Here is a 14,387-nt window from a genome sequence, read left to right as displayed (position 1 = left end):
GCCGCAGGGGTGGATACAAGCGTCGCGCCCGCCAGTAATGGTGTTACCCCTTAATCGACGATGATGCGCGCACCATTGGTGCCGGTCTGCAGCACCTGGGCCAGCACCTGGTCAGCCCGGTCTACATTCTCGAACGGGCCGACGCGGACGCGGAAAAACTGCGTATCCCCGACCATCGCTGGGGAGATGTTGGTCGGCGAGATGGAGTTCAACCGCGCACGCAGCTTGTTGGCATTATCATAGATGGTGAAGGAACCGGCCTGAACATAGATGCGCTGCGGGCCGGGCGGCACCGGCTTTTGCACCACCACCGGGGCTGGCATGAAGCGACCATCATCCGTGGTCGTGCCAGCCACCGTTACCGGCGGGGCAATATTGCGCGATGGTACGGGTTTGGGCGCCGGCAGGGGCGCACCCTCCACCGTCACCTTGGGACGAGGGGCCGCCTTCGGCACCGGGCCGCCATCAGGGGAGCCAGCCACCTGGGTGCCACCGGCATTCATCGCCGCCGCCGCAATGGCGCGGCTTTCTTCGGCCAGAATCTCCACCCGCACCTTGGCGGTACCCTTCTGGTCAAAGCCCAGCAACTGGGCGCCACGGCGCGACATATCGATGATACGGCCGGGCACAAACGGTCCGCGATCATTGATGCGCACCACGATGGACCGGCCATTTTCCAGATTGGTCACGCGAACCAGGCTGGGCATGGGCAGCGTCTGGTGGGCGGCCGTCAGCTCATTCTCATTATAGTCTTCACCATTGGCGGTGGCCTTGGTGTGGAAGCCCGGACCATACCAGCTTGCGATGCCGGTCTGGTTATAGCTGTAATCCACCTGCGGGTAATACCAAACCCCGTCAATCTGATAGGGGGTGCCGACCTTATAGGTGCCGCCCGGCGTCGGGCTGGCGGCTGATGCGGGGGCGCCTGCCTGCTGGGGTGCGGTGGGCGGCGGCTTGGAGGCGCAGGCCGAAAGGCCGGCCATCGTCACACCGAACAACACCCATTTTACCACATTTGCCCGCGACATGCCGCTTTGTCCCCAACCGATTGTGGCGGCACACTACATCAACTCAAACGCCCGCGCCAATATGGTCGGCGAGAATTCCCACCGCTGTTGCGAAATAAGTCGAGCGGTTCCAGTCCATGATGGTGCGATAATTCTCATAGACCAGATAGGCCTTGCCGCCGGGGCCATCGGGCATCACCAAGGCGGCGGAAAGTGTCGCTGCCGGCAGCGGCTTCCCGTTCATCTGGCGCACACCACGCTTGGCCCAGACGGTCAGGGGCTGGGCCTTGTCGAATCCGGTCCAGCCGGCAGCGGCATTGCCTTTCGGCAATTTCACCTCCCTGCCCCAGGTCTGATCCATGCGCCAGCCGACCTTGGAGAGATAATTGGCGGCCGAGGCGAAGACATCGGCCGGCGTGCCCCAGATGTCGCGCCGACCATCGCCGTTGAAATCCTGGGCATAGCGCAGAAAGCTGCTGGGCATGAACTGGCTCTGCCCCATGGCGCCGGCCCAGGAACCCAGCATCCGGTCGGCACTGATATGCCCTTCATCGATGATCTGCAGCGCCTCCAGCAATTCCTTGCGGAAATAGGCGCTGCGCCTGCCATCATAGGCCAGGGTGGCCAGGGCATCGACCACCTTGAAGCCGCCCATATTGCGGCCGAAATCCGTTTCCATCGCCCACAGCGCCACAATGAAGCGGGGCTGCACGCCGTATTGCCGCCCCACCTTTTCCAGCAGGCTATGATGGGTGCGGTGGAGTTCGCGGGCCTTGGCGATCCGCTGCTTTGTCACCGTGCGGGACAGATAGGTGTCAAAACTGATCGTCCGTTCCGGCTGTTTGGCATCCAGTTCCAGGATACGGGGAATCGGCGCAATCCCCGTCAGGGCTGCATCCAGCGTGGGGGCAGAGATGCCCTTGGTCGCTGCCTCCTGTCGAAGCGTTTCCAGCCATTGCGGGAAGTCCACCGCCGGCGTCGCCTTGCCGGGCATAGGCAGCAGCGAAAGGCCGAGCGCGAACAGCCATGCGGCAGCCTGTCCGGTACGGCGCGTGGATGTGCGGTCGGTCAAGGCGCTGGCTCCCATTCTGCCCTTAGCACCATTGTTTTGGCACGCGGTCAACAGCAAAAGCAACCGGGGTGCGGCGGACCAAGAGGGGGTAATATCAACGGTCAGGAATGATGACCGTTGATACGGCGGCGACTGCCGCCGCGCCGTACGTGCGGCGTAGCCAAGCCAGCGGATGCTGGCGCCGGCGATTGAGGGGCATGAAATCTTGACCATCGGTCAGGATTTCATGCCGCTAGTATAAGACGGTCAGGGGGCCGGGAACAGAGCCGAGGTACGACCGGACAGCCAATAGACGATCAGCCCCCGATATTCATAGGCGGCCCGCTCCAGCAGCGACAGATTATCGGCAAGGTTCAGACCGAAACGCCACTGTTCCAACCGGTTGGCGCCATAGCTGACCGGGTAAGGCACGACATCAATCCCCACCTTGCGGAAAATGCCGACGGAGCGCGGCATATGGGCTGCCGAAGTGACCAGCAGTACCCGGCCACCCGGTGGCAGCAGGGGCTTGCTGTTGACGGCATTTTCCCAGGTGTTGCGGGAGGTGCTTTCCAGCCGCAGCCGCCCCATATCCACCCCCAGATCCGTCAGCAGGGCGGCGGCCACCGGGGCTTCACGCGCGTCGGGCTCACGCGGATCGCCACTGCCGCCACTGAAGATCACCGGGATATCCGGATAATGCCGCATCAGCCCCGGCACCACGGTCAGCCGCTCCGCCTCCTGGTTCAGCTGCGGAGCGCCATGCTCCATCGACCCGATTGGGCTGACGGAACCCCCCAGTACGATGATGGCATCGATGCCCGCCGGCAGGGTGACAGGGGCCGGGAAGCGCTGTTCCAGGGGCAACAGCGCCCAGGTGGATACGGGCGTGACCATGATCAGGGTCAGTAACAACGCCGTCAGTGCCAGAAACCACCGTCCCAACGCCCGTCCCGCTACCATCAGCAGAAGACCGGCCAAGGCCAGCAAGCCGATGATATTGCCCGGTGCCGTCAATGCCGCCAGCAGCTTTCCCAGCTCAAACCCCATCGCCAATGCCCTTCCCTGCTTTCAGATGAACCGCGCCCGTACTGGACCGCTGCCAAAGAATTGAAGCAATTGTCCCTAATCTTGGTTCCAAATCGACGGCAATTGTGAAAATATGCTGTGGATAACCTGATGAGATTCAGGGGTATGGGGTTGCCATGTGTTTCCCAATGGGTACGGGGGAAGCGTTCGGTATGTTCAGCAGATTTTGGAACATATTCGTCACGGGCGCTGAACCGGAAACATTGATATGCTGGTCTAGTATGGAGATATGTTTCCCTTGCTGCCCCGTCAGTACCCTTGCCCGTTTTTCGGAACATTGACGTCGTGACATTGCCCAACATCATGACGCCGGGGGAAGCTCCGGCCGTGAAATCCTCCGCCCGTGATGCGGTTACGGGCCTGTGGGAGATGCGGCCCTTCATTTCCCAAGTTGATCAAATCCTTCATGATCATCAGGGACGGCTGATCGCTGGCCTGCTGGTCATTGAAATTGAACGGATGCACCAGCTTTTCCAGGTGCATGGCCAAGGCGCGCTGGATTATGCGATGGCCTTGCTTGTGGAACGGTTGTTGCCGGCCTGTGGCCCCCATGACCTGATCTGCCGTTTTGCCCAGACCCAGTTCGCCATTTTCCTGCCTGGGCTGGATCATGCCGGCAAGGCCTTGTTCGCGGCATCGGCCATTGCCAACAATATGGCTGACCCGATCATCATCGAAGGCCGGCAATTGCATGTCTCGGCCAAGATGGGGGTCGCGGTTTCCCCCAATGATGCCACCGACGGCGCCAGCTTGATCCGGAATGCCTGCGTTGCCCTGCGGCAGGCGGTGGCAACGGGCACGACCAGCTATCTGCATTTCACACGCGCCATGCAGGATGATCTGCGTGACAAGCTGGATCTGGAGGATGCCTTGCGGGTGGCCATGCAGGAAGGCCAGCTGAGTGTGCATTACCAGCCCAAGGTCGCTATCGCCGGTGGTCATGCCATCGGTGGGGAGGCGCTGCTGCGCTGGCGTCATCCGGTGCGGGGCATGATCCCGCCTGGTATCTTCATCCCCACGGCGGAGGAAACCGGCCTGATCGTCCCCATCGGCGAATGGGTGTTGCGCCAGGCGATCAACCAGATCAAGGCGTGGCTGGACCAGGGGCTGCCACCCATCCAGATTGCCGTCAATGTGTCGGAACGCCAGTTCCGCTGGGGGCATCTACCGGCCCTGGTTGATGTGCTGCTGGCGGAAAGCGGTATCCCGCCGCATCTGCTGCAACTGGAAATCACCGAAACCATCCTGCCGGCCGACCTTGATGGTGCCTTGCAGCAGATGCGCTGGATCGCGGATCGCGGGGTGGCCCTGGCGCTGGATGATTTCGGCACCGGCTATTCCTCCCTCTCCTATCTGCGGGAATTGCCGCTGGACTGCCTGAAGGTGGATCGGCAGTTCGTTATGGATATGGAGCATGACCAATCTACCCGCCATATTGTGGAAGCCATTGTCGCTATGGCCCAGGCGATGGATCTGAAGGTGGTGGCGGAGGGGATTGAGACACTGGCGCAGTGGGAAATCCTGCAGCGCCTGGGGGTGGAAGAAGGCCAGGGCTATCTGTTCGCCCGCCCCATGCCGGCCGAGGATTTCGCCGCCTATATCCGCAATGGCGGGCCACCGACTAAAAATTAAAGCAGCATCAGCGTTGCCAGTCCTAGGAACGCCAGGAACCCCACCACATCGGTAACGGTGGTGAGGAAGACGCCGGATGCGACAGCCGGGTCAACGCGCATCCGGTCCAGGACAAAGGGGATCAGGGCGCCGAACAGGCCGGCGCAGAACAGGTTGACCACCATGGCGCAGGCAATCACCACGCCGAGCAGCGGTTGGCCGAACCAGAGATAGGCGATGACGCCGATAATGCCGGCCAGGGCACAGCCATTCAGCAGGCCCACCGCCACTTCCTTGCCGATCACACGGGTGGCATTGGCCGGCGTCAGTTCCTTGGTGGCCAAAGCGCGAACCGCCACCGTCAGCGTTTGGGTACCGGCATTGCCGCCCATGCTGGCGACAATGGGCATCAACACGGCCAGCGCCACCAGATGCGAAATGGTGACGGAGAATAGATTGATCACCATGGCCGCCAGCAGGGCCGTCACCACATTGACGGCCAGCCAGCGGAAGCGTGACCGCGCGGTGGCCAGCACGGCGCGGTAGAAATCATCCTCCCCGACGCCGCCCATGGCCAGCATGTCGGCCTCCGCCTCCTCCTCGATCACGTCCACCACGTCATCGACGGTGATGACACCCAGCAGACGGCCGCCCTTATCCACCACGGGGGCGGACACCAGCCCGTAATTGCGGAACAGGCGGGCGACCTCCTCCTGATCCATGGTGGCGGGGATGCGGTGGATATCCTCGTGCAGGATTTCGTTCAGCTTCACCCCGCGCCGGGCCCGCAGCACGCGTGAGAGGGGCACTGTGCCCACCACCCGATGCATCGGGTCGACGATGAAAATATCGTAGAATTGCTCGGGTACATGGCTGTCATCGGCGGTGGCAGCGGCGCGCAGGTAATCCAGCAAACCACCGACCGTCCAGAATTCCGGCACGGAAACAAATTCCCGCCCCATCAGGCGACCGGCGGAAAATTCCGGATAGGTCAGCCCTTCCTCGACTAGTGCCCTGGCCTCGGGCGGCAGGTTGGCCAGGATTTCGGCCTGCGCCTCCTCATCCAGATCCTGGATAACGTCGACGGCGTCGTCGGTATCCAGTTCGGCAACGGCGGCAGCCAGGGCCTTCGGCTCCAACTGCTCCACCACCTCTTCACGCAGATCGACGGAGAGATAGGCCAGGATTTCGGCGTCGAAGCTGGGGCGCAGCAGCGCCACCAGCTCGTCACGCCGTTCGGCGTCGGCCTGCTCCAGCAGGTCGGCGACGTCGGACGGGTGCAGGTCTGCCAGCAATGTGGCAGCGCCCTGCATATCACCAGCCTCCATCAACGCGATGACGGCCAGCCGTTCACTTTCCCCGGCATCGCCATCATCAGTGATGACGTGCCGGGGGTCACCATGCGGCCGATCTGAAGGTGGGCGATCGGCCGGAGACATCATGCGGCACCTGCGGGGTTATGAACCTGCGCATCAATGACGGCCAGGGCCGACATATTGACGATGCCGCGCACCGTCACCGACGGGGTGAGGATATGGGCCGGCTTGGCTGTCCCCAACAGTACCGGCCCCACGACCAGACCATCGCCCAGCACCTTCAACAGGTTGAAGGAAACGTTGGCGCTGTCACGGTCGGGCATGACCATCAAGTTTGCACTGCCCTGCAGGCGGCTGTTGGGGAAAATGCGGCTGCGGATTTCCGGGCTGATCGCCGCATCCGCGTGCATTTCGCCTTCCACCTCCAGATCGCCACAACGGGCACGGATGGCCTGCAGTGCTTCGCGCATCTTCAAGGCCGCCGTATCATTATGGCTGCCAAAGCTGGAATGCGACAGCAGGGCCACCTTTGGCGTCAGACCGAAACGCCGGACCTCTTCGGCTGCCAGCTCTGTGATTTCCGCCAGATCGGCTGCCGTCGGGTTGGCATTCACATAGGTATCGGTGAGGAAGAAGGTACCGCGATTGAGGATCAGCACCGACAGGGCCGCCATGACGCGAGCCCCCTGGCGCTTGCCGATCACGTCATTCACATGCTTCATGTGCCAGTCATACAGGCCGACCGTGCCGCAGACCAGGGCGTCTGCCTCCCCCTTCTCCACCATCAGCGCACCGATCACGGTGGTATTGGTGCGCACCACCTGGCGGGCGCGGTCGGGGGAAACGCCGTTACGTTCCATCTTGCGATGGTAGGTCTGCCAATAGTCGTTATAGGCCGGGTCGTTCTGCGGATCGATCAGGCGCACATTCTCGCCCAGGCGCAGACGCAGCCCCAGCTTTTCGATGCGGCGGGTCACCACGTCGCGGCGGCCGATCAGGATCGGCTGGGCGATACCATCTTCCAGCACCTGCTGGGCGGCGCGCAACACGCGTTCCTCTTCACCCTCGGCATAGGCGATGCGGCGCGGATCGGCCTTGGCCTTGGCGAAGACCGGCTTCATCAGCAGGCCGGAGCGGAAGACGAACTGACCCAACTGTTCGCGGTAGGCGTCGAAATCCTGGATCGGGCGGGTGGCGACACCGCTATCCATGGCCGCCTGGGCCACAGCCGGGGCGATTTCCAGGATCAGGCGCGGGTCGAACGGGCGCGGGATCAGATATTCCGGGCCAAAGCTCGGCGGGGCCTCGCCATAGGCCATGGCCACCACATCATGCACCTCTGCCTGGGCGAGATTGGCGATGGCCTTCACGGCGGCGATCTTCATCGCCTCGTTGATGGTGGTGGCGCCCACATCCAAGGCACCCCGGAAGATGAAGGGGAAGCAGAGGACGTTATTGACCTGATTGGGGAAATCCGACCGGCCGGTGCCGACGATGGCATCGGGCCGCACGGCCTTCACCTCATCCGGCATGATTTCCGGGGTTGGGTTGGCCAGCGCCATGACGATGGGGTGCGCCCCCATCTTCTTCACCATATCCTGCGTCAGCACGCGCGGGGCGGACAGGCCGAGGAAGACGTCGGCATCGCCAATGATATCGTCCAGGGTACGCGCATTGGTCGGCTTGGCGTAACGGGCCTTGCGCGGGTCCATCAGCTCGGTGCGGCCTTCATAGACCACGCCCTTGATGTCGTTGACCCAGACATTTTCCACCGGCAGGCCCATATCGACCAGCAGGTCCAGACAGGCCAGGGCCGCCGCACCGGCACCGGAGCAGACCAGCTTGACGGTGGAGAAATCCCGCCCCGTCAGCTTCAGCGCGTTGGTGATGGCGGCGGCAACGATGATGGCGGTGCCATGCTGATCATCATGGAAGACCGGAATCTTCATGCGGTCGCGGAGCTGCTTCTCCACATAGAAGCATTCCGGCGCCTTGATATCTTCCAGATTGATGCCGCCGAAGGTCGGCTCCAGGGCGGCGATGACCTCAACCAGCTTCTCGGGATCTTTCTCATTGATCTCGATATCAAAGACGTCGATACCGGCGAACTTCTTGAACAGAACGCCTTTGCCTTCCATGACCGGCTTGGAGGCCAGCGGCCCGATATCGCCCAGGCCCAGCACGGCTGTGCCGTTGGTGATCACGGCCACCAGATTGCCACGGCTGGTATATTTCGCGGCGTTGGCCTCGTCCTCGACGATGGCCTCGCAGGCATGGGCAACGCCGGGCGAATAGGCCAGCGCCAGATCGCGCTGGGTGGCCAGCGGCTTGGTCGGGGTAACGGCAATCTTACCGGGCGTCGGCAACCGGTGATAATCAAGGGCCGCATCACGAAAGGCGTCGGTCATTTCCTAACTTGCTCCCAGCAACCATAACGGAGGGTCTTTGCGGATTGTTTTTCTTTGGTCGCTAGTTAGGCTGTTCCGGGTGCGGCTGTCCAGTCTGTGGCGCTTGCGGCGGGCGTGGACCTGCCCCCCGCCCGCCGCGCCGATGCCGCGTTACTCATGCGCTGGTATTCACCTGCATCGCTGCCCAGCGCTGTTCCTGGGTCAAGCCGCCATAGCCATAGGCATGTCCATCGACAGCATGGACCAGCACATAGCTTTCCGGATGCAGCGGCCCCAGCAATTCCGCCATGCCGGCAAAGGCCGCCCGCACGAAGCGCGCGGTTTCCGCCTTGAGATTGGTGCCGGCGGTTATCTTGATATCCAGCCAGAAGGCGGCAAGGCCGGCATCTGTCGGTCGCTGGCCGGCAATGTACCAGCCGGCGGGATCCGCCGGCTCCACCAGAACAGCGGTAACGCCCTTATCCTTGCCCAGATGGTCGGCGGCCCAACCGGCCGCAGCCCCGGCAATGGCGGCCCGATGATCGGGGCCCCCGGTTACCGGTTCGACATAACGAATGGTGATCATTGGCATCGCTTGCTCCCATTTCTCCTTGGTGATGGCGAGATTATGGGGCGACACCCATCATACTGGAATGATATGATTTATGATAATCAAGATCGCAAATTTTAATGGTTATCCGATGCTCGACCTTGAATCGGTGCAGCTCTTCGTGTTGACGGTGGATCTGGGTGGCTTGACGCGCGCGGCTGAGGCGGTGGGAACCGTGCAGCCGGTGGTCAGTCAACGGCTGAAGGCATTGGAGGCGCAGTTGGGAACCCAATTGCTGGAGCGTTCGCCCCGCTTCGTGCGGCCCACAGCGGATGGGGTGGTCTTCCTGGAACGGGCGCGGGCCCTGCTGGCCGCCCATGATGCGACGCTGCGTTTCAAGGACGGTCCGGCCCTGCATCTGCGCCTGGGCATCAGCGACCATGTGATGGGGGCCGCGTCCGGCCCGCTGCTGCGACGGTTGCGGGCAGTCCTGCCGGCAGATATTCGGCTGGAACTGCGGGTATCATTGTCCCAGTCCCTGCGAACGGCCTTCGAACAGGGGGAGTTGAACACCATCATCATCCGCCGTGAGGCTGGCGGCAATGATGGGGAGGTGTTGGGCAGCGAGCCCTTGATCTGGTGCGGCGATCCCACGCTGCTTGCCGGCACCTTACCCTTGCCCATCGCGTCATTGGGGGAGCCTTGCGGCGTGCGCGCCCTGGCGATACGGGCCTTGGGCAAGGCCGGTATCCCCTGGTACGAAAGCTTCGTGGCCGGCAGCAGCAGTGCCTTGCTGGCTGGGCTTTCGGCAGGATTTGGAATTGCGCCCATGGGGCGGTTTGGGGCCGCCAGCCAGGATGTCGGGCCATTGCTGGGTCTTCCCCGGCTTCCTGCGTCCGATATCATCCTTCTGGGCCGCGCCACGGGCCAGGCACGGACCAGGGCGATCAATGCCATTGCCGCCAGTGTCCGCGCCGCCCTTGCCACCCCCGGCGTGACCGGGGGGCACTAAACCCGTGGATCAGAACCGGGCGGACAGGCCCGCGATGAAACGGCGGGGTGCGCCGGGTGACAGAAAACGCGGATCATCAAAGCCCAGTTCCCCAGCATCCCCATAAATCCCAAAGGTGGCATAGCGATGGTCGAACACATTATCGATCCGGCCATTCAGGGTGACACCCTCGACCAGTTGATAACGGGCCGACAGGTTGAACAGGGCGAAACCGCCCAGCGGTCGCGTCAGGTTCGCCTCATCCCCACGCAGAAAACGGCTGGAGGAATAATGCATCTCCGCCCCCAGCACCAAGGCCCTGCCCAACGCCAGATCGGCGCCGATTTTCAGGCTGTGCTGGGGAATGCCGGGGATGCGGTCGCCGGGGCTGACGGCGATGTCGCCATCGGCCTCCGCCTGCGGATTATGCGGGGCCTGGATCGACAGCGGGCTGCGGAAGCTGGCCTTGACCAGGGCATAATCGATGAACCAGGAAACCGGCCCCTGGCTGCCCGATAATCCGGCTTCCAGCCCCTGGCGCCGGGTGCGACCGACATTGTCGAAATAGCCGGTACCGATGACGGGACCGGCGGAAATGAAGATGATGTCGTCCCGGTTATCGGTGCGAAAGGCCGCCAGCGACCATTCCACCTGTCCATCCGCCCATTGCCCCCTGGCCCCCGCCTCCCAGGTGCGGGATCGCACATCATCCAGTGGCGGATCGGCCAGAAAGGCATTCGGGAAGCGGCAGGGGCGTTTCGGGTCGGCACAGGACAGTTCAGCCGGCGTGGGGATGCGGTTATTCTCATTGACGCTGGCATAGAGCACTGTCCCCGGCTGGGGATTCCAGGCCAATCCCAGGCCGGGATTAAGCGCGGTATAGGTATGGTCGCCATCCAGATCCGAGCCCAACTGGTCACGCAAGCGCAGATCGGCATGGGTCAGACGCAACGCCCCGGTCAGATGCAGATCGGGCGTCAGCGACAGCGTGTCGGACAGGCTGGCCCCCAGCATCCAGGACCGGGTTTTCAGCCCGACATTGAATTCATCATTCCCGATGGCAATCCCCAGGCTTTCCACCCCGCGCGTGGCATCCAGTTGCCCAAGCTCGGTGCCGCTGCCATAGCGGGTGCTGGCATGGTCCAGCGTTGCCCCCAGGATCAGGATATTCTCCAGACCGCCCGGCGCGCCCGCGTGCCGGGCCTGCAGGCTGAGCCCCTGGCTGTCGGTGCGGGTCCGGGTGCGGTTGAAGACGGCATCGGGCTCCTCGGTCAACCCGCCAACCGGCCGGCCATCAGCGCCGATAACCGGTTCCAGATCGTCACCCTCCTCCACACAAAGGCCGCTGCTGCACAGCTCGAAACTGCCCTGGTCGCCATTGGCCGTCCGGCGTTTCAGATGGCGCCAATGCGCGGCTGCCCGCAGGGTCCAGCCCTGCCCGGCCATCATCTCCCCCCGCAGGGAAAGCGCCAGCAGGTCGCTATCCGTGCGGTCGGGATGGGTGAAGACGGCCCGGCGATCCTGCGTCAGCAGATCGCCGGGTGCAGCACCATTGCCCGTCAGTTCCGATGTCGCGGCGGTGATGGAAAGGCCCAGTTCGCCACCGCCATCCGGCCGGTACAGCACATCGCCATAGGCCCGGGTCAGCCGGCTGGGGGAGAAATAGCGCCACCCATCATCCCGTCCATGCGACAGGCCCAGGTAATAGCCCGTCTTCCCCTCCCTCCCGCCCGTCTGGGCGGTCAGGGAGAGGAAACCATCCGATCCGGCAGCAACCTCAGCTTCCGTGCCCTGAAAACTGAACCCATCCTTCATGGACAGCAGCACCGATCCGCCCAGCCCGTTGGGGCCAAAGGTGGGGTTGGAACCGGCGATCACCTGGGCATGGTTGATGGCGAAGGCCGGCAGCAAATCCCACTGCACCACATCGCCAAAGGCCTCGTTGACGCGCATCCCGTCCTGATAGACGGCCACCCCCTGCGGTTCACCCAAGGCTGGGGCGGCGGTGAAACCGCGCAGGGCCACGCCCTGCTGCCAGACATTGCCCAGACTGTCGATGCTGCTGACCGATCCCAGCCGGCGCTGCAGCCCCTCCGTTGCCGTCACGGTGCCCGGCCGGTTCATCGTGGCGCTGTCCAGGCGGTGGCCGCTGGCCGGCAACCGGTCCAGCGGCACCCCTTCCTGGCCACCGGCAATGCCGATGACAATCACCTCCTCGGCCTTGTCCAGCGGCTGGGCCAGGGCGGCAGGGGTCAGCAGGCTGCTGGTCAGCAGCCAGAATAGCGGTGGGCGGCGCATGGGGTTTTTCCCTGGAACGGTCTTTGTTGGCCCCATTGGGCAGCGTCAGGGTCGATCCGGACAATTGTACCATCGGGTCAGTCATTTATCCCGGAATTGACGGGATATTTATCCTGATACCTTCGCCCTATGGCCGGGGTGGCCCAGCTCGGTCTAAGCTGAACCTTCACGCCCGTTGGACGGGAAGGGGGACGGCTTGTCGCTGCGGTGGCGGATCATTCTGCTGGTGATGCTGGCGGCGGTCCTGTCGGCCCTGGCCGGGCTGGCGGTGACCGTGGCGGGTGCCCGCGTTTCCGTGCGGATGGAGACGGAAGCCGCCCTGGAACTGGCGCGGGCCGAGCCCCCCCGGGCGGCATTGCCCGCCCATGTCCGCCATGTCACCCGCCAGTTCGTGCCGCAGGGCAACCCCCTGCCCCCGGTGGAACGGCACCATCCGGGGGTGCCGGGCTGGTTTGCCGCCCTGGTCTGGAACGGGGCGGACGATATTTTGCTGCCAGTGGAGGGTGGTGTCTGGCTGCTGCGCGCCGATCCGGCGGATGAGGTGGCGGAGGTCTGGTCGGACACCGTGGCGCTGGCGGTGACGGCCGCCACCATGCTGCTGTTGATGCTGCTGGCCCTGTCGGTTCTGGTGGGGCGGGCGCTGGCACCGCTGAATGGCTTTGCCCTGGCGCTGGACCGTTTGGCCCAGGGGCAGCAGGCGGGGCCGGAAACTGCCATTGCCATCCCGGAACTGGCAGCCATCGGCCAGCGGATTGCCCGGCTGGATCGGGAACTGGTGGCGGCACGGGTGGAGAATGCCGCCCTGTCACACAGCCTGATTGCCCTGCAGGATCAGGAACGGGCCCAACTGGCCCGCGATCTGCACGATGAGTTGGGACCGCTATTATTTGGTATCCGCGTGGATGCCCATGCCATCGGCCGCGCCGCCGCCACCGGCCCGGTACCGCCGGGGGATGCGGCGGGCCGGGCTGGCGCCATCGCTGATGCTGCCGCCGGCATCCGCGACCTGTCCCGCCGCATTCTCAACCGGTTGCGCCCGATGGGGTTGGATCATCTGCACGCAGCCGACATCTTGCGCGATCTGACGGCGGGGTTGGCGCGGCAGCATCCGCAGACAAGCTTCAGCGTTGATCTGGACATGTCGGCCTTCGCCCGCAGCGAGGCCGCCGACCTGACGCTGTACCGCATCGCGCATGAGGCAATCCTGAACGCCCTGCGCCATGGCCAGCCCAGCCGGATCGGCCTGCGGGTGCAGGGCCAGGCCGACAGCATTACCCTGCAGGTCAGCGATGATGGCGGCGGCATGAAGCCGGACGCGCTGCCGGGGCACGGCATTACCGGGATGCGGGAACGCGTCCGCGCCCTGGGTGGCCGGTTCAGCATCACCAGCGGGGCGGATGGGCAGACCCTGGTGGAAGCCCATATTCCCGTCCCCGCCGCAACAGCAGAAGGATTGCACCGCCATGGCTGAAACCGCCCCCCTGATCCTGGTGGTTGATGACCATGCCATTGTGCGCGGCGGCTGCCGCCAGTTGCTGGAGCCGCCGCTGTCCCGCTTCCGCGTGGTGGAAGCGGCCGACGGGCAGGCCGCGCGCACCCAGGTGGAGCGCCATGATCCCGATCTGGTGATTACCGACCTGAACCTGCCGGGCACACCCAACGGGCTGGACCTTGTTCGGGAACTGACAGAGGCGGGGCGGCGCGTCGTTGTTCTGTCCATGCATGAAACGCCGGGCATTGCCAGCCGCTGTATTGAACTGGGTGCTGCCGCCTATGTCACCAAGTCCGACGCGCCGGAAGCCCTGGTGGAAGCAACAGAGGCGGCATTGCGGGGCGCGCGCTGGCTGTCGGCCGATATTGCCCGCGCCCTGGCCCTGCCCAACCGCGAAACCGACCTGACGGAGCGGGAGGCGGAAATACTGGACCTGCTGGCCGATACGGCCGACCTGGATGATGTCGGCCGCCGGCTGGGCATCAGTTACAAGACGGTGGCCAATACCCTGGTCCGCCTGCGCAACCGGTTCGGCGTGCGCCGCACGGCCGATCTGGTGCGCGTGGCGGTGCAGCGCCGGGTGGGTGGATAGGGA

Annotated in this window: 11 protein-coding genes; 4 read left to right on the top strand and 7 right to left on the bottom strand. The window is 64.0% G+C overall.

Features of this window, described 5'->3' with window-relative positions; translation table 11 throughout:
• Window positions 1-50: 50 nt before the first annotated feature.
• The 3 genes from GE253_RS08270 to GE253_RS08260 all read right to left on the bottom strand — a co-directional run bounded on the left by GE253_RS08270 (window position 51) and on the right by GE253_RS08260 (window position 3,108).
• Window positions 51-1,028 carry a septal ring lytic transglycosylase RlpA family protein gene (locus GE253_RS08270; protein WP_153203651.1) on the bottom strand — a complete coding sequence of 326 codons (978 nt, stop codon included), beginning with the start codon at window positions 1,026-1,028 and terminating at the stop codon, window positions 51-53.
• A gap of 43 nt (window positions 1,029-1,071) precedes the next feature.
• Complete coding sequence (locus tag GE253_RS08265; RefSeq protein WP_247878553.1) at window positions 1,072-2,079, bottom strand: lytic murein transglycosylase; 1,008 nt, start codon at window positions 2,077-2,079, stop codon at window positions 1,072-1,074.
• 246 nt (window positions 2,080-2,325) lie between these two features.
• Entirely contained in the window at window positions 2,326-3,108 is a 783-nt protein-coding gene (locus GE253_RS08260; RefSeq protein WP_211101391.1) for a YdcF family protein, read from the bottom strand.
• Between the two features lie 324 nt (window positions 3,109-3,432).
• On the opposite strand from GE253_RS08260, the gene GE253_RS08255 reads away from it, so the two are divergent.
• On the top strand, window positions 3,433-4,779 hold the full coding sequence (locus GE253_RS08255; RefSeq protein ID WP_153203649.1) for a bifunctional diguanylate cyclase/phosphodiesterase: 1,347 nt from the start codon (window positions 3,433-3,435) through the stop codon (window positions 4,777-4,779).
• On the opposite strand, the gene mgtE is transcribed toward GE253_RS08255, so the two are convergent.
• The 3 genes from mgtE to GE253_RS08240 all read right to left on the bottom strand — a co-directional run bounded on the left by mgtE (window position 4,776) and on the right by GE253_RS08240 (window position 9,053).
• The gene (gene mgtE, locus GE253_RS08250; protein ID WP_153203648.1) at window positions 4,776-6,200 is read right to left on the bottom strand and encodes a magnesium transporter; all 1,425 of its coding nucleotides are present in this window, start codon (window positions 6,198-6,200) and stop codon (window positions 4,776-4,778) included. The genes GE253_RS08255 and mgtE overlap by 4 nt on opposite strands.
• Complete coding sequence (locus GE253_RS08245; RefSeq protein WP_153203647.1) at window positions 6,197-8,482, bottom strand: NADP-dependent malic enzyme; 2,286 nt, start codon at window positions 8,480-8,482, stop codon at window positions 6,197-6,199. The genes mgtE and GE253_RS08245 overlap by 4 nt, the downstream gene beginning before the upstream one ends.
• A gap of 154 nt (window positions 8,483-8,636) precedes the next feature.
• Window positions 8,637-9,053, bottom strand: a complete 417-nt coding sequence (locus tag GE253_RS08240; protein WP_153203646.1) for a tautomerase family protein — start codon at window positions 9,051-9,053, stop codon at window positions 8,637-8,639.
• Between the two features lie 109 nt (window positions 9,054-9,162).
• Between GE253_RS08240 and GE253_RS08235 the strand changes: the two genes are divergently transcribed.
• On the top strand, window positions 9,163-10,023 hold the full coding sequence (locus tag GE253_RS08235) for a LysR family transcriptional regulator (protein ID WP_153203645.1): 861 nt from the start codon (window positions 9,163-9,165) through the stop codon (window positions 10,021-10,023).
• A gap of 9 nt (window positions 10,024-10,032) precedes the next feature.
• Here the strand turns inward: GE253_RS08235 and GE253_RS08230 are convergent, their stop codons facing one another.
• Complete coding sequence (locus tag GE253_RS08230; protein WP_173012559.1) at window positions 10,033-12,300, bottom strand: TonB-dependent receptor; 2,268 nt, start codon at window positions 12,298-12,300, stop codon at window positions 10,033-10,035.
• A gap of 196 nt (window positions 12,301-12,496) precedes the next feature.
• On the opposite strand from GE253_RS08230, the gene GE253_RS08225 reads away from it, so the two are divergent.
• Complete coding sequence (locus GE253_RS08225) at window positions 12,497-13,771, top strand: histidine kinase (RefSeq protein WP_153203643.1); 1,275 nt, start codon at window positions 12,497-12,499, stop codon at window positions 13,769-13,771.
• Window positions 13,764-14,384: a response regulator transcription factor gene (locus GE253_RS08220; protein ID WP_160105571.1), complete on the top strand. Its 621-nt coding sequence runs from the start codon at window positions 13,764-13,766 to the stop codon at window positions 14,382-14,384. The genes GE253_RS08225 and GE253_RS08220 overlap by 8 nt, the downstream gene beginning before the upstream one ends.
• Window positions 14,385-14,387 lie beyond the last annotated feature (3 nt).

It is taken from the genome of Niveispirillum sp. SYP-B3756, assembly GCF_009495745.1.
In the GTDB taxonomy this organism is placed as follows: Bacteria; Pseudomonadota; Alphaproteobacteria; order Azospirillales; family Azospirillaceae; genus Niveispirillum.
This window is presented reverse-complemented; position numbering and strand designations above follow the sequence as displayed.

Bases quoted from the DNA above. Each gene is read 5' to 3' on its own strand.
- GE253_RS08270 (WP_153203651.1), bottom strand. From the start codon at position 1,028: ATGTCGCGGGCAAATGTGGTAAAATGGGTGTTGTTCGGTGTGACGATG.
- GE253_RS08260 (WP_211101391.1), bottom strand. From the start codon at position 3,108: ATGGGGTTTGAGCTGGGAAAGCTGCTGGCGGCATTGACGGCACCGGGC.
- mgtE (WP_153203648.1), bottom strand. From the start codon at position 6,200: ATGATGTCTCCGGCCGATCGCCCACCTTCAGATCGGCCGCATGGTGAC.
- GE253_RS08245 (WP_153203647.1), bottom strand. From the start codon at position 8,482: ATGACCGACGCCTTTCGTGATGCGGCCCTTGATTATCACCGGTTGCCG.
- GE253_RS08240 (WP_153203646.1), bottom strand. From the start codon at position 9,053: ATGCCAATGATCACCATTCGTTATGTCGAACCGGTAACCGGGGGCCCC.
- GE253_RS08235 (WP_153203645.1), top strand. From the start codon at position 9,163: ATGCTCGACCTTGAATCGGTGCAGCTCTTCGTGTTGACGGTGGATCTG.
- GE253_RS08230 (WP_173012559.1), bottom strand. From the start codon at position 12,300: ATGCGCCGCCCACCGCTATTCTGGCTGCTGACCAGCAGCCTGCTGACC.
- GE253_RS08220 (WP_160105571.1), top strand. From the start codon at position 13,764: ATGGCTGAAACCGCCCCCCTGATCCTGGTGGTTGATGACCATGCCATT.